14 protein-coding genes and 1 tRNA gene are annotated in these 17,859 nt (G+C 57.6%); 10 read left to right on the forward strand and 5 right to left on the reverse strand.

Annotation, left to right across the window (positions count from 1 at the left end; translation table 11 throughout):
• Positions 1–344: 344 nt before the first annotated feature.
• Together PH605_RS24795 and PH605_RS24800 are read left to right on the forward strand one after the other, a co-directional pair.
• Positions 345–1,385 carry a four-carbon acid sugar kinase family protein gene (locus PH605_RS24795; protein WP_142846625.1) on the forward strand — a complete coding sequence of 347 codons (1,041 nt, stop codon included), beginning with the start codon at positions 345–347 and terminating at the stop codon, positions 1,383–1,385.
• Positions 1,386–1,389: 4 nt separating this feature from the next.
• The gene (locus PH605_RS24800; protein ID WP_035260774.1) at positions 1,390–2,097 is read left to right on the forward strand and encodes a FadR/GntR family transcriptional regulator; all 708 of its coding nucleotides are present in this window, start codon (positions 1,390–1,392) and stop codon (positions 2,095–2,097) included.
• A gap of 45 nt (positions 2,098–2,142) precedes the next feature.
• Here the strand turns inward: PH605_RS24800 and PH605_RS24805 are convergent, their stop codons facing one another.
• The 4 genes from PH605_RS24805 to PH605_RS24820 all read right to left on the reverse strand — a co-directional run bounded on the left by PH605_RS24805 (position 2,143) and on the right by PH605_RS24820 (position 5,869).
• Positions 2,143–3,270 (reverse strand): iron-containing alcohol dehydrogenase, encoded by a 1,128-nt coding sequence (locus PH605_RS24805; RefSeq protein WP_080857530.1) that lies wholly within the window; start codon positions 3,268–3,270, stop codon positions 2,143–2,145.
• Entirely contained in the window at positions 3,267–4,223 is a 957-nt protein-coding gene (gene pdxA, locus PH605_RS24810) for a 4-hydroxythreonine-4-phosphate dehydrogenase PdxA (RefSeq protein WP_142846627.1), read from the reverse strand. Before pdxA ends, PH605_RS24805 begins: the two co-directional genes overlap by 4 nt.
• Positions 4,220–5,416, reverse strand: coding sequence for a sialidase family protein (locus tag PH605_RS24815; RefSeq protein ID WP_142846629.1), 1,197 nt, complete (start codon positions 5,414–5,416; stop codon positions 4,220–4,222). The genes pdxA and PH605_RS24815 overlap by 4 nt, the downstream gene beginning before the upstream one ends.
• Before the next feature lie 96 nt (positions 5,417–5,512).
• Positions 5,513–5,869, reverse strand: coding sequence for a hypothetical protein (locus tag PH605_RS24820; protein WP_237680979.1), 357 nt, complete (start codon positions 5,867–5,869; stop codon positions 5,513–5,515).
• Between PH605_RS24820 and PH605_RS24825 the strand changes: the two genes are divergently transcribed.
• From PH605_RS24825 to PH605_RS24860, 8 genes are all read left to right on the forward strand, one after another.
• The gene (locus PH605_RS24825; RefSeq protein ID WP_333780284.1) at positions 5,772–7,247 is read left to right on the forward strand and encodes an ABC transporter substrate-binding protein; all 1,476 of its coding nucleotides are present in this window, start codon (positions 5,772–5,774) and stop codon (positions 7,245–7,247) included. The two genes, PH605_RS24820 and PH605_RS24825, sit on opposite strands and share 98 nt — an antisense overlap.
• A gap of 76 nt (positions 7,248–7,323) precedes the next feature.
• Positions 7,324–8,238, forward strand: coding sequence for an ABC transporter permease (locus PH605_RS24830; protein ID WP_035262398.1), 915 nt, complete (start codon positions 7,324–7,326; stop codon positions 8,236–8,238).
• Positions 8,239–8,253: 15 nt separating this feature from the next.
• Positions 8,254–9,177 carry an ABC transporter permease gene (locus tag PH605_RS24835; RefSeq protein WP_142846633.1) on the forward strand — a complete coding sequence of 308 codons (924 nt, stop codon included), beginning with the start codon at positions 8,254–8,256 and terminating at the stop codon, positions 9,175–9,177.
• Positions 9,170–10,813 (forward strand): ABC transporter ATP-binding protein, encoded by a 1,644-nt coding sequence (locus tag PH605_RS24840; RefSeq protein ID WP_125145013.1) that lies wholly within the window; start codon positions 9,170–9,172, stop codon positions 10,811–10,813. Before PH605_RS24835 ends, PH605_RS24840 begins: the two co-directional genes overlap by 8 nt.
• Positions 10,810–11,691, forward strand: a complete 882-nt coding sequence (locus tag PH605_RS24845; protein WP_125145012.1) for a dihydrodipicolinate synthase family protein — start codon at positions 10,810–10,812, stop codon at positions 11,689–11,691. Before PH605_RS24840 ends, PH605_RS24845 begins: the two co-directional genes overlap by 4 nt.
• A 197-nt stretch (positions 11,692–11,888) precedes the next feature.
• A tRNA-Ser gene (locus tag PH605_RS24850) sits at positions 11,889–11,978 on the forward strand.
• A 630-nt stretch (positions 11,979–12,608) separates the two neighbouring features.
• The gene (locus PH605_RS24855) at positions 12,609–14,594 is read left to right on the forward strand and encodes a site-specific DNA-methyltransferase (RefSeq protein ID WP_142846635.1); all 1,986 of its coding nucleotides are present in this window, start codon (positions 12,609–12,611) and stop codon (positions 14,592–14,594) included.
• The gene (locus tag PH605_RS24860) at positions 14,594–16,891 is read left to right on the forward strand and encodes a DEAD/DEAH box helicase family protein (RefSeq protein WP_142846637.1); all 2,298 of its coding nucleotides are present in this window, start codon (positions 14,594–14,596) and stop codon (positions 16,889–16,891) included. Before PH605_RS24855 ends, PH605_RS24860 begins: the two co-directional genes overlap by 1 nt.
• A gap of 258 nt (positions 16,892–17,149) precedes the next feature.
• Here PH605_RS24860 and PH605_RS24865 read toward each other — a convergent pair.
• Positions 17,150–17,859, reverse strand: a 710-nt coding sequence (locus PH605_RS24865; protein WP_142846639.1) for an HNH endonuclease family protein, incomplete at its 5' end; no start/stop codon positions are given.

Consider the following 17,859-nt stretch of genomic DNA (forward strand, 5'->3'; position numbering starts at 1 on the left):
CATCGCTCAGTGCTCGTCCCATCATCCACCTCTTTCGCAGTGGATGTTGAATCAGCTCCCGCTCGCCCCGTCACTTCACAATCGATTCATCGATCACAGGATCTGCTCTAGCGACGTTGTTCGTTCGCAATCTCTCGGCCGTCTCGCCATATATGGCTGCGGCCCGCGTTTGGCGTTCTATTTGCCGTTTCCGATTTCCTATTTCGTTCTTTGAGCCTCTTTGCGGCCGAATTGGCCAATCCGAAAAGATGCGCCATAATTTTTGTTATTCACATCTATTTATCTATTGATTATAAATAAATTTATCGACGTAAAACATTACAACTTTTATGAAGGCCTCACCCGTGCTGCTGATTTTTGCCGATGATCTGACCGGAGCGCTCGACGCCGCCGCTCCCTTTGCCGGGCGCGGGCTGGCGACCGAGGTTGCGATCGGGCTTGACGGTGTGCGTGCGGCGCTGGCGGATGCGCCCGCCGTCCTTAGCGTCAATCTCGGCTGCCGCGATGGCGAAGCGGATGAAGCCCGGCGTCGCACGCAGGAACTGTTGGGGCTGGCTCCCGCCGATGCTGTCCTTTTCAAGAAGATCGATTCCCGCCTGAAAGGGCATATTGCGGCGGAAATGGATGCGATTTCCTATCGGCACGCGCTTGTCGCGCCCGCCATTCCGGATTTCGGACGTGTCGTTACTGGCGGAGCCGTTTCCGGCTTTGGCGTCGAAGCTGCCATTCCGGTTCATGAAAGGCTGGGCGGACATGCCGGCCGCTGCACGATACCCGACACGCGATCACAGGGCGATATCAGGGAAGCTCTCGCCGCTGCGCAGGCAGAAGGGGCCGATCTTCTGGTTGGCGCGCGTGGGCTTGCCGAGGCGCTGGCTGAAGCGATGACGGCGCAGGCTGTTCCTGAAGCGGCGATCATTCCACCCGGCAGGGGGCTTTTTGTCATCGGGTCCCGCGATCCGATCACGGTGGAGCAGATCGACGTTCTCAAAAGCGTTGGACCTGTCTCGATCATAGAGGCGCCGAATGGCGTCATGCCCCGCCACACCGATGACGGTGCCGCTCTGACGCTGGTTCAAGCGACGCAGGGTATGGAAAATCTGTCGCCACTTGCGGTTTCAGACCGGTTGGCGGAGGGCGTCGTGCCGCATCTTACCGCGAGCGCCGCCAGGCTGCTGTTATCGGGCGGAGCCACGGCAGAGGCCGTGCTGCGGGCCATGGGCGTTTCGCGCCTGCGTCTTGCCGGCGAATGCCTGCCGGGTCTCGGGGTCGGCTGGTCCGGAGATCAATGCATCATTGCGAAATCCGGCGGTTTTGGGCAAGCTGACACGTTGAAACGGATAGCGAAAATGATGCTTGGCGACAATGACGCTGGAGAGAGCTGACCAGATGGGGCTGATGAAAGAAACGGCGCGCAAGGCACTTCCGGACATTATTTTCGAGAGAATGCACCGGGCGATCAAATCCGGGGCCTACAAGCCGGATGAGCGGCTGCCGACAGAGCATGAACTCGCCATGGAATTCGAAGTGTCGCGACCTGTCGTGCGCGAGGCGTTACGGCGGCTGCGCGAGCAGGGGTTCATTTATTCCCGCAGGGGCTCCGGCAGCTATGTCAGGGCTTTTGGCCTGCGCGAGCCGCTTGGCTTCGGGCAGCTTGAAAACGTTGCTGATCTTCTCAACTGTTACGAATTCAGGCTGACGCTGGAGCCGGCTGCGGCGGCCGCGGCAGCCTTGCGGCACGATGGCGAGAGACTTGCGGCGATCCGGAAGGCGCTCGAACTGATGCGGGATGCGACCAATCGCCAGTCCCACCGTGAGGATGCCGATTATCAGTTCCACCTCGCCATCGCGCGGGCGGCGCGAAACAGCTATTTCTCCACCGCGATGGAAGCGCTCAAGGACCATATTGCAATGGGAATGAAGTTCCACGGCATGTCGGTGAAGCGGGAGGCATCCGGCCTGACGCGTGTTTTCGCCGAGCATGAGGCAATCGCAAAGGCGATTGCCGATGGGGACGCAGAGGCGGCGCGCCAGTTGATGCTCCAGCACCTGACCGGATCGCGCGACCGCCTGTTCGAGTCTTCGCACGCGGATTAAGCGGGCGGCCGAAGACCGATGCGCGTCCGCGCACCGGATTTTTGCTTAGAAGGCGTGGCGGTAAATGCCGAGCACGTCCTCGACGCTCATATCGACGGGATTATTGTCCATTAGCCGACGGATGGCATGCGCATCCTCGGCATATCGGGGAAGATCGGCCTCAGTCGCGCCATGCCGTGCGAGTGACATTTCGATGCCGAGCCCGGCACAGAAATCCGTTGCCGCCTTGCGCAGATCGTCCGGCGAAAGGTGCTCGCGAAGCCCGAGCGCTCCCGCCACTTCCGCCGTCTTCGCCGAAACCGCAGGCTGGTTGAAGGCCAGAACGTGCGGAAAGACGATGGCGTTTGCCAGCCCGTGCGGCAGGTTGAGAAGCGTGCCGAGCGGATAGGCGATGGCGTGGCCGGCCGCCGTATTGACGGGGCCGAGGCAGATGCCGCCATAATAGGAGGCGAGCATCATGCCTTCCCGCGCTTCGGTATCCGCACCGTCGCGAACGGCGCGCGCCAGATATTTACCGACCAGTGCAAAGCCCATGCGCGCGAAACCGTCGATCATCGGATGGGCCTTGCGGTTGGTGAAGGCTTCGACGCAATGGGCCATGGCATCCACCCCGGTTGCCGCCGTAACGGCTGATGGGACGGAATAGGTGAGTTCCGGATCGAGCACGGCGAAATCCGCGATCAGATAAGGGCTTTCGACCGCGATCTTGTTGCCTTTCACCGGGTCTGTGATGAGCGAACGGATGCCGGCTTCCGAGCCGGTGCCGGCAGTGGTGGCGATTTGCACCAGCCGTGTGTCGCGCCCGGCAACCCTGTTCGGCCCGGCCACGTCTTCAAGCGACTGGTTGGAATTCCAGAGGGCAGCGACCAGCTTCGCCACATCCATTACCGAACCGCCGCCGAGGCCGATGACAAGATCTGGCCTGGCAGCGCGTGCTGCGGCAAGGGCGGCTTCCAGCGTTGTTGTGTCCGGCTCGCCGGGAATGGCGTCGAAGATCGTGAAAGGGCCCTGCAATTGCAGTCGTTCGGCAAATTTCGCTGTCAACGGTGTGGCGATAATGAGGGTCGATGCGGTGTTTCCCGCCCAGGTGCCGATCTGTGAAATGGTGCCGGCGCCGACGGCGAGCCGTCGTGGCTGGTGGAGGAGAATGGGAGCTGTCGACATGGTGCTCATTCCTTCCGTTCCTTGCCCGCCACCAGCTTGCGCGCATAGGCGATGGCCGCATTCATGTTGCCGTGATTGGCGATGCCCTTGCCGGCGATATCGAAAGCCGTGCCGTGATCGACGGAGGTACGGTCTATCGGCAGATCGACGGAAACATTGACGGCGGTGTCGAAGGCGACAAGCTTGATCGGGATATGGCCCTGATCGTGATATTGCGCGACGACGAGATCGAAAGCGCCGGAATAGGCCCGGTGGAACACGGTATCGGCGGAAATCGGCCCCTGCACCTCAATGCCTTCGGCGCGGGCGGCAGCGACCGCTGGCGCAATCCGGTCGTCATCTTCGGTGCCGAACAGGCCGTTTTCACCGCAATGCGGGTTGATGCCGGCAACCGCGATGCGCGGCCGCTCGTAACCGATGCGCTTCAGATGCGCGTTGCCGGCTCGGATGGTTGCCAGCACCCGCTCCGTCGTCGCCCGGCGAATGGCCTCCTGCAGGGAAACATGGGTGGAAACGTGAATGACCTTCAGCCGTTCTGAAGCAAGCAGCATATAGGCTGCCGAGGAGCCGGTGAGGCTGCGCAACATGCCGGTGTGCCCGTCATAATGATGACCGGCGAGATTCAGGGCTTCCTTGTTGATCGGCGCGGTGACGATGCAGCCGATTGCGCCCGCTTCGGCATCGCGAACGGCCTTTTCGATAAAGCGGAACGCGGCGTCTCCGGCCACTGGCGACAATGTACCCCAGGGCAGCGGCGCGCCCTCCACAGGCAGGTCGACCACATGTTGAGTGAGATCGATATCAACGCCGAGCGCATCCCGCGCCGCTTCCAGCGTGGCGAGGTTGCCGTAAATCCGCGTCGCCGCACGATCCGGGGCGGACATTTCGGCGAGCGCCCGCACCGTGATCTCGGGGCCGACGCCGCAGGGGTCGCCCATAGTGATACCAATGATGTTGCTCATTTTTGTCTCCCGTCGTTCTCGTCAGCCCAGCCGGGCGCCAGCCGGACATATTTGATTGCGCGGCGATGATAGGTGTAGCTCGCATGCAGCGTACCGTCCGGCGCTTCCAGAAGCCACGGATAGGACATTTCCAGATTGCGCCCATCGGTCGAATCGTTCGAAAGGCAGGTGCCCGGTCCGTCTTCGATCAGTATCCGGGTGGTAAAACTGCGCCCGTCATCGTCGGACAGGCAGATAGAAACCGGCGCGCGCGGCACGCCCCAGACCGGTACACAGCCGCCGCTCGGATCGGCATCCGGCCTGTCGTCTTCCTCTCCCAGCTCGTCATAAAGCGAGGCGCGGCGGTCGCTCGACTGCGCGGCGTTGACGGGGTTGCAGATCATAGCCAGCCTGCCATCGTTGAGACTGATCACGGCAATGGAGGAATTATTGTTGGGCACATCGGTCGGCTTTGGCTTTGACCACGAGCGGCCGCCATCGGTGCTTTCGGTGCGATAAACGAAATCGGCCTGACGGCGGCGGAAGAAGGCGGCGTAGCGCCCATCCGTCACCGCGACCGGGCTCATATGCACGCAGCCGGTCGATTCCTTCAGTTCCTGCAATTGCCAAGTCGCGCCATTGTCCGTGGATATGCCGAGCGCTGCCGTATCATGGCTGCCGTTCCATTTCTGGCCGGGGCGCTGGACGCAGCGGAAGATCGGCAGCAGCCAAGCGCCGTCATCGCGGATGCGCAGCGGTGCGCGGATGAAACAGCCCTGCGGGAGATCGAGAAAACGGCCTTCCTCGGAAATAAGCTTTTCCGGTGCAGTCGCGTCTCGGTGGATGCGCGCCATGCGAATGCGGCATTCATCCTGATTGCCGGAGGGCTGGGCTGTGTGAAACAGCCAGAGAACGCCATCTGGCGCAGTGAAGAGGACCGGGTTCTGTTCGGAATGAGCGGGGTCGTGGCTCAGGCGCTGCGGCGGTCCCCAGCGGGTTGCACCCGCTGTCAGCACGGATGCGAAAATCGAAATATCCGATTTTCCTTCCAGCGTGCCGCCGAACCAGGCGCAGAGCAGGGTGCCGTCATCCAGAAGGTGCAGGAAGCTCGCATGGTTCTGGATCATGGGTGACGGCAGGAACGCTTCCTGCCGGTCTTTCGACACGGCATGTATGGCTCCGGTCATGGCTTGAGCGATGTCATCAGGGGTCATCGTGGTCTCCTCTTGTTCCGATGAAAATGACATATTCAAAAAGTTGTCAAGTTTATTTGATAAAAAAAGAGGATCAATTGTTTTTGGTTTTATGAACTAAAAACTTGTTTTTAAATGACAAAAATAATGGATTTGGTTTGAATAAAAATTGCCTTCGAAAAATAAATTGACAAAAAATGCGATAACGCCGATGCTCTGTTTACGGGTGGAGGAGACAATCATCCGCATGCCATGCTCCTCAATGCAGGAGATGGGGATTTTCAGATGCCCCTTGCGGCGCGCCGCCATGTTGCTGAATTTCTGAATCTGGGAGGAGAACGGAATGAAGAAGTCATTGATTGCGGGCGCCCTTGTCTTGGGTTCCCTCAGTGCCGCGGTTTCGCCGGCGCTTGCTGCATCGGGGCCGATCAAGATCGTGCTGGCGGAAGAGGCGGACCTGCTGGAGCCCTGCATGGCCACCCGCTCCAATATCGGCCGCATCATCATGGAAAATGTCAGCGAGACGCTGACCGAGCTCGATGTTCGCGGCAATAAGGGCGTTCAGCCACGCCTCGCCGAGAAGTGGGAGCAGAATGCCGATGGAAGCTGGCGTTTCCACCTGCGTGAAGGCGTGAAGTTTTCCGACGGCACGGCATTCGATGCCAAGGACGTCAAGCACAGCTTCGAACGCATCATGAGCGACAAGAACGCCTGCGAGTCCCGCCGTTATTTCGGCGGCATGACGGTGACCCCGTCTGTCGTCGATGACCACACGATAGACTTCAAGACCGACCCGGCGCAGCCCATTCTGCCGCTCCTCATGTCGCTCGTCACCATCGTTCCCGAAGAAACCAAGATGGAATTCATCCGCGAGCCTGTCGGCACCGGGCCTTATAAGCTGACCAACTGGACGCCGGGCCAACAGATTGTCCTCACCGCACGCGACGATTATTGGGGCGCCAAGCCGCAGGTGACGGAAGCGACCTATCTTTTCCGCGCCGATCCTTCGGTTCGCGCCGCCATGGTGCAGACCGGCGAAGCCGATCTTTCACCTTCCATTTCGCAGCTAGACGCTACCAATACGAAGACCGACTTTTCCTATCTCGACAGCGAGACCGTCTATATGCGTCTCGATCACAATATTGCGCCGCTGAACGATGTGCGGGTGCGCCGCGCACTCAACCTTGCCATCGACCGGCAGGCCTTCCTCGGCACGCTGGTTCCGGAAGGTGCCGTGCTGGCCACCGCTCTCGTTCCGCCCACCACGCTTGGCTGGAACCCCGACGTCAAGGTCTTCCCCTATGACCCCGAGGGCGCAAAAAAGCTGCTCGAGGAAGCCAAGGCTGCCGGTGTGAAGGTGGATACGCCGATCACCATCATCGCGCGCACCGCTAACTTCCCCAACGTCACCGAGATCATGGAAGCGATCCAGCAGCAATTGCAGGATGTCGGCTTCAAGATCGACCTGAAATTCGTGGAGGTGGCCGAGCACGAGAGCTATTACTCCAAGCCCTTCAAGGAAGGCCGCGGACCGCAGATCGTCGCCGCCATGCACGACAACTCAAAGGGCGACCCGTCCTTCACCATGTTCTTCAAATATGCCACCAAGGGCACTCAGTCCGGCTTCTCGGACAAGAAGGTGGACGATCTGATCGAACGTGCGTCCGCAGCCGTGGGTGACGAACGCGCCAAGCTCTGGTCGGAACTGATCGCTTATCTGCACGACGATGTGGTGGCAGATGTGCTGCTGTTCCACATGGTCGGCTTCTCCCGCGTCTCGGAACGGCTGGACTTCAAGCCCACCATCGCCACCAACTCGATGCTACAGCTTTCGGAAATCGGCATCAAATAAGACCCCGTGTCTTGTCAATTGAGAAGCGGCGGCGCGGCGAAAGCTCCGCCGCCGCATTGAAAAACCGGAGGCAACCATGCTGAGCTTCATCCGAAAACGTTCCGTTGCAAGCCTGATCTCCCTGATCGGCCTCATCGTCATGGTTTTTTTCCTGTCGCGCCTGACGGGGGACCCGGCCGCACTGTTTCTGCCGGTGGAGGCTTCGGAAGAGTTGAAGCAGCAGTTCCGGGCGTTGCACGGGCTGAATGATCCGCTGATGGTGCAGTTTTTGCGTTATGCGGGCGATGTAATGACTGGGGATCTCGGAGAATCGCTCAGAAAAGCCCGCCCAGCGCTGGATGTGGTGCTGGAGGCTTTCGTCTGGACGCTGTGGCTTGCGGTCATCACCATGTCGCTCGTTACCACCGCCGCCATCGTCATCGGTTCGCTTGCGGCTTTCCGCTCCGGCGGCTTCTTCGACCGCATGGCCTCGAGCATCTCGCTGATCGGTGCATCCGTGCCGGATTTCTGGCTGGCGATTGTCGCCATTGTCGTCTTCTCGGTCAATCTCGCCTGGCTGCCCACGTCGGGCACGGGCTCCGTGCTGCACTGGATATTGCCGATCGCGGTCCTGTTTGTGCGCCCCTTCGGCATTATCGTGCAGGTAGTGCGCGGCTCGATGATCGGCGCTTTGTCCTCGGCCTATGTCAAAACGGCGCGCGCCAAGGGCGTGAAATCGGGTCCGATCATCTTCATTCACGCTTTGCGAAACGCCATGCTGCCGGTCATCACCGTGATTGGCGACCAGGCAGCAAGCCTTCTCAATGGTGCTGTCATCGTCGAAACCATTTTCGGTTTTCCCGGTGTCGGCAAGCTGATGATCGATTCCATTCTGCAGCGCGATTTCAACGTCGTGCTCGCTGCCATTCTCGTGACCGCGCTGGCGATCTTCCTGATGAATCTTCTGATCGATATCGCCTATGCGCTCCTCGATCCGCGTATCCGGCACTGAGGAGGCCGTTCAGCCATGAGCCTTTCCAGCGCCGACACCGAAATCATCGCCGAGCCGTCCTTCGCAAGACGCATGCTGCGCATGTTGTGGGCGGATAAATTCGCGCTCTGCGCCGCGATCTTCCTCATCATCGTCGTTATCCTCGCTTTTGTCGGCCCTGCCTGGCTTGGCGATCTGGCGACGAAACAGAACCTGCGCGGGCGCAACCTCGCCCCGTTCGACTGGCAGCGCGAGTGGTATTTCTGGCTGGGAGCGGATGCGCTCGGCCGTTCGCTTCTCGCACGCATTGTCGCCGCCACGCAAAACACGATGATGATCGCCGCCGGCGCGGTGCTTCTTTCTGCCATCACCGGCACCGTGCTCGGGTTGATCGCCGGTTTTTCCTCCAACCGTGTCGGCCAGATCATCATGCGGCTTGCGGATGTGATCATGTCGTTCCCGTCGCTCTTGATCGCGGTCATCGTGCTTTATCTGCTCGGCTCCTCCATCCTCAACCTGATGCTGGTTCTGGCGATCACCCGCATTCCCGTTTACATCCGCACCACGCGGGCAGAGGTGCTGGAGGTGCGCGAGCGCATGTTCGTGCAGGCAGCAAGGGTCATGGGCGCATCGGGCAAACGCATCCTGTTCCGCCACATCCTGCCCGTGGTGCTGCCGACGCTGACGACGCTCGCCACGCTCGATTTCGCCTATGTGATGCTGGCGGAAAGCGCGCTGTCTTTCCTCGGCATCGGCATTCAGCCGCCGGAAATCACCTGGGGCCTGATGATTTCGCAGGGGCGGCAATATCTCACCAATGCCTGGTGGCTGTCCTTCTGGCCGGGACTTGCCATCATCCTTACCACCCTGTCGCTCAACCTGCTTTCCAACTGGCTGCGCATCACGCTTGATCCCGTGCAGCGCTGGCGGCTGGAAATGAAAGGCAGCAAGCATGGCTGACCATCTTCTCGACGTGCGCAACCTTTCCGTGGAGTTCCACACCGCAAGCGGTGTCGTCCATGCGGTAAAGGATGTCTCCTACCATCTCGACCGTGGCGAAACGCTGGCCATCCTCGGCGAAAGCGGCTCGGGCAAGTCGGTATCGTCCTCGGCCATCATGAACCTCATCGACATGCCGCCCGGACATATCAGCACCGGTCAGATATTGCTTGACGGTCAGGACCTACTGACCATGCCGGCCGAAGCGCGCCGCGAGATCAACGGCCGGCGTATCGCCATGATCTTTCAGGACCCGCTCAGCCATCTCAATCCGGTCTATACCGTCGGCTGGCAGATCCGTGAGGCGATGACCACCCACGGCATGGACAAGGCAAAGGCCGAAGCGGAGGCGAGGCGGCTTGTCGCCCGCGTCGGCATTCCCGACCCGGACGGGGCCTTGAAGAAATATCCGCATGAATTTTCGGGTGGCCAGCGCCAGCGCGTCATGATCGCCATGGCGCTGGCTCTTCGGCCCGATCTCCTGATCGCGGATGAACCGACCACCGCGCTTGATGTGACGGTGCAGGCCGAGGTGCTTTCGCTGCTCAAGGAATTGCAGCGGGAAACCGGCATGGCCGTGCTCATCATCACCCACGATCTCGGCGTCGTCGCCGAAATCGCCGACCGGGTGGTGGTGATGGAAAAGGGTGTTCTGGTCGAGGCCGGCACGGTGCGCGAGGTTTATCGCAATCCGCAGCATCCCTATACCCGCAAGCTCATCAGCGCAGCACCCGGCAGGGGCGACATGCACGAGCCGCAGGCGGGGGGCGAAGCGCTGCTCAGCGTGCGTGATGTGCGCAAGCGTTACGGCGCCTTCGAGGCGCTGAAGGGCATTTCCTTCGACCTCATGGAAGGCGAAACCATCGCGGTCGTCGGCGAAAGCGGTTCCGGCAAATCGACGCTGGCGCGTATTCTTTTGCGGCTAGACGAGCCGGATGCGGGCACCGCCTTGTGGAAGGGCCGCGACCTCTTCAAGCTTCCGCCTGCCGAACTCTTCGCGCTCCGGCGCGATTTGCAGATGGTGTTTCAGGATCCCACCCAGTCGCTCAATCCGCGCATGACGGTGTTTCAGCTGATTTCCGAAGCCTGGGTCATCCATCCGGAGATCTTGCCCAGGGCAAGATGGCGTGAGCGGGTTGCCGAATTGCTGCACCAGGTGGGCCTCTCGCCGGAACATATGCGTCGTTATCCGCATCAGTTCTCCGGCGGTCAGCGGCAGAGGATCGCGATTGCCCGCGCATTGGCACTGGAACCGAAGCTCATCATCTGTGATGAGGCGGTCTCGGCGCTCGACGTTTCGGTTCAGGCGCAGGTTATCGCACTGCTGGACAAGCTGCGCCGCGAAATGGGCCTCTCCTTCATCTTCATCGCGCATGATTTGCCGGTGGTTCGGGATTTTGCCGATCACGTCATGGTCATGCAGCGGGGAGAGGTGGTGGAGTTCGGCACGGTCCGCCAGGTGTTCGAAGCGCCGCGCGAGGCCTATACCCGTGCCCTTCTGTCCGCGAGCCTCGATCCCGACCCCGATATGCAATCTCAGCGTCATCCGGCCGGTGCCGGTGACGCCATCGGAAATTCAAGCGGAGTTCTTTCATGAGCAAGCAAGCTTTCGTCGCGCTCGTCACCTGTTTCAACGAGGACGAAACCATCAACTATGAGGCAACCCGCGCGCAGGTGCGCCGCCAGGTGGCGGCCGGCAACAACATCATGTGTGCCGGCACAAATGGCGATTTTACCGCGCTGACGCATGCGGAAAAAATCCGGCTGACGGAAGAGGTGGTGGACGAAGTTGCCGGCCGTGCCAAGGTGATCGTGAATGCGGGTATGCCCGCCACATTCGAAACCCTGCAACTTGCCAAAGCCTTCGACCGCATCGGCGTTGACGGTATCGCCGTCATCACGCCATTCTTCATCGCCTGCACGCAGGATGGCCTGATCCGCCATTTCTCGACGGTGGCTGACGCCGTTGAAACGCCGGTCTATCTCTATGACATTCCCGCCCGCACCCAGAACCACATAGAGCCGGAAACCGCCCGCAAACTCGCCACCCATGGCAATATCGCCGGCATCAAGGATTCCGGCGGCGCTCAGCAGACGCTCGAAGCCTATCTTCAGGTGGCAAAGGAGATGCCCGGCTTCGAGGTTTATTCCGGCCCGGATCACCTCGTTCTCTGGTCGTTGCAGAACGGGGCGGCAGGCTGCATTTCCGGCCTCGGCAACGCGCTGCCGGATGTGCTGGCCGGCATTCTCAATGCTTTCAACGCCGGTGATATCACCGAGGCCGAACGCCAGCAGGCAATCTACGCCGACTTTCGCACCGATCTCTACGCCCTCGGCTTCGCACCGGCCATGGTTAAACGCTCGCTTTATCTCCAGGACCCATCCGTCGGCGCCAGCCGCCAACCGGCCCTTCTGCCCGATAGGGAGCAGGATGAAAAAATCCTGGAAATCTTGCGGCGTTATCAACGGACCTGACGCTGCTATCGAATGTGACGCGCACCCCTGCGGGTCGTGCGCGTCCCTTTAAAAATATCTGCGAAAATGGCCAGAAGCCGATGCTTTTCCCCAGCCTCACCCATGACGAATAATTTGTGACACAAACACGAAATTCCCCTTGTCAGCCCGGCCATTGATGTTTAAGAGGAGCGCGCAACGCAAGCGTTCGCGCATGCGGAGAGGTGGCAGAGTGGTCGAATGCACCGCACTCGAAATGCGGCATACCTGCAAGGGTATCGTGGGTTCGAATCCCACCCTCTCCGCCATTTAACTTCATAACATATTGAAATTCAAAGACTTTTTCAGTAGGTATTTCGCCGACCCCTCATTTCGCCCCACATTGTTTTGCGGCGATAATTGCGGCGTTCGTTACCACGGCCGGAAGTTGATACCGTAAAAATGAGGCTGCGAGACATTAGGTTAGGAACGCTGACGCCGACAGAAGCCGCGAAAACTCTCTGATGGGATGAGCTGCTTCTCGACGTATCGACTGCTGGTGGCAAGTCCTAGCGGATAGACTGGGAATTTTTCCGCAGACGGAACACTGACGGTTGAGGCAAACCCTCAAGTTGGATTGGAAGATACCCGCAGACTGAGTAGCAAAGCGACGAAAAACTTTTAGGAGTTAGGATCCATCTCTCACGAAGAAGCGCGACTGACTTGCTGCCAAAACCTAGATCGCTGTGAGAGACTGGGATACTGCCCGCAAACGGCCTCCATTTCCATATGTGTAACCGCTCTCTCTATCAATTTCTAAGAGGTGACAAGATACTCGCCTCACAGTAGTGACGGTGTGGTGCGGCACGTGATATGTGCCAGCTTAGATCAATCGCTAAACAAAAACTGTCCAATTATTTTGGCCGTAATATATCCTGCGCCGAGAGGAACTAATCACGATGAACGACACCGTCGCCAAAATCGTCAAGGACAATGAAAACGCGCTGGAAATGCTGAGCAAGGACGACCTCTTGACGCTCGTTAAGACCATGCTCGAAGGCGGCGTGACGTTGAATTTTCATGGCAAGCGATTCGCCCATGAAGTTTACAAGAGAGTGCGACCGCGCCAGACGCAGATCGTTCGTACGCTGTCGATTGGCTCGCCTGAGGAGCAAGCCCGTAATATGATTGTTGAGGGCGAGAACCTACAAGCGATGGTGACGCTCTACAAGGAGCGCGGTCAGGTCGATCTAATCCTTACAGATCCGCCCTACAATACTGGCCAGTCGTTCCGTTACAACGACAAATGGGATATCGACCCCAACGACCCAGATCTTGGTCAGGTTGTGAAAATGGACGACGGCTCACGGCACACAAAGTGGATGAAGGCGATGCTTCCTCGTCTCAACATGATGCACGCCATGCTAAAGCCGTCAGGCGTTCTCGCTATTTGCATCGACGACAACGAACTCTATCATCTTGGTATGATGCTTGATGAGATCTTCGGCGAACAAAACCGCATCGCAATCATCAACTGGCAGAAATCTTACTCACCCAAAAATGACACGCGCCACGTCTCGACGGCGACAGAATATGTTCTCGTATATGCTAAGGACAAGAGTTTCGCTCGCACCGGCCTTGAAAGCCGAACCGAAGCTATGGACAGCAAATATAAGAACCCCGACAACGATCCGTATGATTCTTGGAAGGCCGGCGATCCTATCGCAAGCCAACCGAGGAAAACCGGTACTTACGCCATCCAGTCGCCCTTCACTGGTGAGCTCTATTACCCTCGCGGGGATCGCGGCCATTGGGCTAACGACGTACCTGTAATGAAGGGCTGGCTCGAAGCCTGGGGCAGCTCCTATGTTCAGATGGATATCGGCGACAAGCTCGCCAAGGCCTTGATACTCAAGGGCTGCACTATCAAGGACAAGAAACCCTTTGCTAGCGAAGCCGTGTTGGAAGCTGCGCGTGCTAGGGCTTTAGCCAAACTCAGGGATGGTGCATGGCCTGCGTTGTTCTTCGGTATGACAGGTGAGACCGGCCCGCAAGTGAAGCGGTATCTGAAGGACGTGAAGAAGGGCAAGGTGCCGATGACCTATTGGGCCGACGATAATTATGAAAGTGCTCTCGAAATTGGTACCCAATCATGGGACCATAAGGAGTCAGGTCACAGTCAGGCAGGCATCAACGAGTTGGACGCCATCGTCGGTAAAGGCCACGGCTTCGATACAGTGAAGCCGCTCCGCCTGTTCAAGAAAATAATCCAACTCTGGTGCCCGCCCTCTGGCTTAGTACTCGACCCCTATTCAGGTTCTGGCACAACAGGCCATGCTGTGCTTGAGCTCAACGCCGAAGTCGGTAGCGAGCGCCGCTTTATCTTAGTCGAGCAAGGCGCACCGGAGCGTGGCGACAAATACGCACGCAGTCTCACTCAGGTTCGTGTTCGCAATGCAATCACCGGTGAACGGCCGACGAAGGACGGTGAGGTGAAGAAGACTGCTCAGCCTCTGCCCGGGGGGTTTCAGTTCCGGCTCCTAACGAAGAAGATCGACAGCCGGGCCGTGCTATCAATGCGGAAAGACGACCTTATTGATCTCGTTATCACCTCACATTGGGAAAACAGTCGACGCGGCGGCGGCGGTCTCATTCGGTTCGAGAAGGAAGGATTCAAATATCTCGTTGGCCGCAACGAGCAAAACGAAGGCTATTTCCTGATTTGGAACGGAGGAGATCAGGTCGGTCAGCTCGATGAAAACAGCTACGCGACAGTACTTTCAGAGGGCAAGCAGGCTGGTTTGAAACAACCCTTCCACGTTTATGCCCGCTACGAAATATACCAGTCGCGCAACGTGATTTTCTATAAAATACCTGACAAGATTCTCGCCCATCTCGGGCTGAATGAATCTAGCGATAGCTTCAACGAAGACGGTGAAGAATAATGCAATTATTTCCATTTCAGATTGAAGCTTCCACCAAAATTGCCGAGCGGTTCGGCACCTATGCCGCCGACCCTCTATTTACCACGCGCACGCGTTCGGTTCCTTTCTACCAGAATCTCAATTCGCTGACCGGAAGCGGTAAGACGTTAATCCTCGCCGACGCTGTTAGTCAGATACGCAGTCAGCTTGGCGCGGAGCCGATTGTGCTGTGGCTGTCGAAAGGCAAAGTCGTCGTGTGGCAGACCCTGACAAACCTTGCATCCGGCAAATATGCCGAGTTGGTCGGCTCTTTTTTGGTCAAACCGCTCATGGATTGCCGTCAGCGAGACATCGAGAGCCCGCTAGGTGGGCTGATCCTTGTCGCTACTGTCGGGAAATTCAACCAAGCCGACCAGGAAAAAGGTGACCGTCGCGTTTACAACGCCTCTCTTGATCTCGGTGATGCATCGTTGTGGGAAATGCTGAAAAAGCGTCGCGATACCCAAGGTAGGCGACGGCCCTTCATCGTTGTCTATGACGAAGGGCACAACCTTTCAGATCAACAGACACAACTTCTTCTTGATCTCGAGCCTGATGCCCTGATCGCAGCGAGCGCGACCGTGCGGGTTCCGCCTGAACTAGGCCGCGTCATTACAAGGTTGAAAGACGACAAGGGCTGGCGCGACGATGACCTGGTCACCACCGTAAAAAGCGGCGACGTCGTGCGATCTGGTCTGGTCAAACAACAGATCATGCTTGGCGGTTATGTCACACCTATGGAGATAGCGGTTGATGATCTGCTCGACAGTATGGGAAAGGCCGAAGCTGCAGCTTCTGCCAGCAGCATGCCCTTTCGTCCAAAGGCTATTTACGTCAGCAACACCAATGTCGTTTCCGGCAAGGCAGACAACACGTCCCTTCGCTTCGAGGAGCGAGAAGCACGCCCAATCCAGATATGGCGACACCTCGTTAAACGCGGCATCGACCCTGCAACGATCGCAGTTTATTGCAATCTAAAGTTTGAGGCCAAAGCTCCGCCGCCCACGCAGTTCAATCTTTTTAACGGCGGCGACAACGACTATGACCGCTTTATTTCCGGTGACTTTCAGCACATCATCTTCAATCAAACCTTGCAGGAAGGGTGGGATGATCCAGCCTGTTATTTTGCATATGTCGATAAAGACATGGGATCTCGCGATCAGGTTACGCAAATCGTTGGCCGGGTGCTGCGCCAGCCGCAGGCAACCCACTACCCCGACCCTATCTTGAACACAGCTCATTTCTACGTTCGCACCGACGAGAAGGCCGTTTTCGACCAGGTGCTAAAGGACGTGCGGGCGAAGATCGGGCAAGACGCGCCAGAGATCACACTTACGATCTTCAAAGGCGGTAAAGATTCGGCTAAAAAGCTCACTATGCCGGCGAAAAGAGTGAAGCAGCTGCCAGAACTGTCAATCAAAGCATTAGACGCCATGGCACCGATCAAAAAGATCCTTACCAACGTGCAAGACTATCGTGGTGACAATCCGAACACTGTCGGGAGCGGCACCAGGATTCAAATGCTGCAAACCGTAGGATCAGAGGAGAATAGCCAAGAGGAATGGATTGAAGTCGCCCATTCCAATCGTGTCACCGCTCGATGGGTTTTCGTGCGCGAGATCGAGAAATCATACAGGCGCGCAATTAATCTGTGCGATATTGAAGACCCAAAGTTCGATGCATTAATTGAATATAATTCGCCAGCCGCCGAACAAATCCGCGATGCTGCGCGCAAAGTTGTGGAGGCTTATATCCAGCACTCCTTTGTCATCCACAATTTCGCCGGTGCCTATGAAGTACCCGGCATCACTATCAATCCTGACGAATCTACTGGCTTCACATTCGCCGTACACGACCGCTACAGCGGCCTCAACGATTTCGAGCGCGAATTTGCAAAGGCCCTAGACAAGACACAGCGCATCTGGTTTCGAAACCCGTCGCGCGGATGCTTTGAGGTTCCGCTCCTTTCCAATGGCGCTACCAAAAACTTCAACCCCGATTTCGTTGTTTGGATCGGCGACCAGGCCATTGCCGCGATCGACACTAAAGGCGACCACCTGATCGTCGAAGATGCCGGTCGTAAACTTTTCCACATTAACAAAGTCGGCACTGGTCCCGAGCTGTTCATCCGCCTCATTACACAAGGCACTTGGTCAGCCGCCTTCGAGAAGCAGAACGCCAACGGCTTTACTGTTTGGACGCTAAGGAACGGCAAAGCGCATCCGCTTCACGCCGATGACGCCGCCGGCGCCGTGGATCATTGCTTGAAACAAACTTAAGGTTTCGTGTGTCTCGCGGGTCAAGCAGCAAGTATGCCCGCGTCAGCACTACAGATTAGGACCTCAATATTCAGAACCGGCGGCTGTGACGGCCGCCGGTTTTGAAATCATCCGCGCGGAAACAAAATCCGGGGCTTCACAGAAGGGCCGATCCGAGCGACACACCATCATGCAGTTTTTGCATACGGGCGACAGATCATTCGTTATCGTAAGCTTTAAGAGCCGAGTTTAATCTTGCATGCACAACCTTACTGAAATTCACGTTGGTTTCTGTAGCGCTTGTCGCCAATCATTTGCCGAGATCCAGCCGCCAGCTGAATCTTGAAGAAACCAGTCATTCCAGCCGTTACGGTTGGTCTGGGATATTGTTTTCGATGCTGCTGAGAAAGAACCGAACGGCATTTCATATCCTTGAACAACGAGATAGGCGCCCTGAATTTGTCCATCGTACTGGTTGCCCGCATAAGTAAATTTGCAAAGAGTGCCTTCCGCAGGAAAAGGGCTGGCATCCTCTCTGGCGACAAGCTGCGTAGCGTCCATGTTCACTGGTCCAGCCCAGATCTTTAAGGCTGTGTTGAACAACGCATTGCCACGGACTGCGACCGTTTTTTCGTTCCAATCATCATAGCTATGAAGTTCGCGGTTCAGCGCGAGGCTGGAATGAGAACGAACCGCTGGCATTTTTATCGAATAGGGTCCATTCGATACCGACGAATTCAAAGATTGTGTAAGAAGTGTTAGATTCCCTAGCCTATCGATGATCGCATCTCGCTCAGAGCGCCTGTTTACAAAATCAATATCAAGATCTTTCGCCGCGTCGTCGAGATGTTCGAATCCTGGAATTGGCCAATTGTCTTGCTGTTGATTTCCACTGAGAACTGACCCGGTATTTCCACCGAGATTTGACCCGCCTTTTAGATATGTTTCGGGTCTGGTGTAGAGGTCAAGTTCCTGTTTTTCTCCTTCGT

The organism is Agrobacterium sp. CFBP 3001 (assembly GCF_027871605.1).
Classification (GTDB): Bacteria; Pseudomonadota; Alphaproteobacteria; order Rhizobiales; family Rhizobiaceae; genus Agrobacterium; species Agrobacterium leguminum.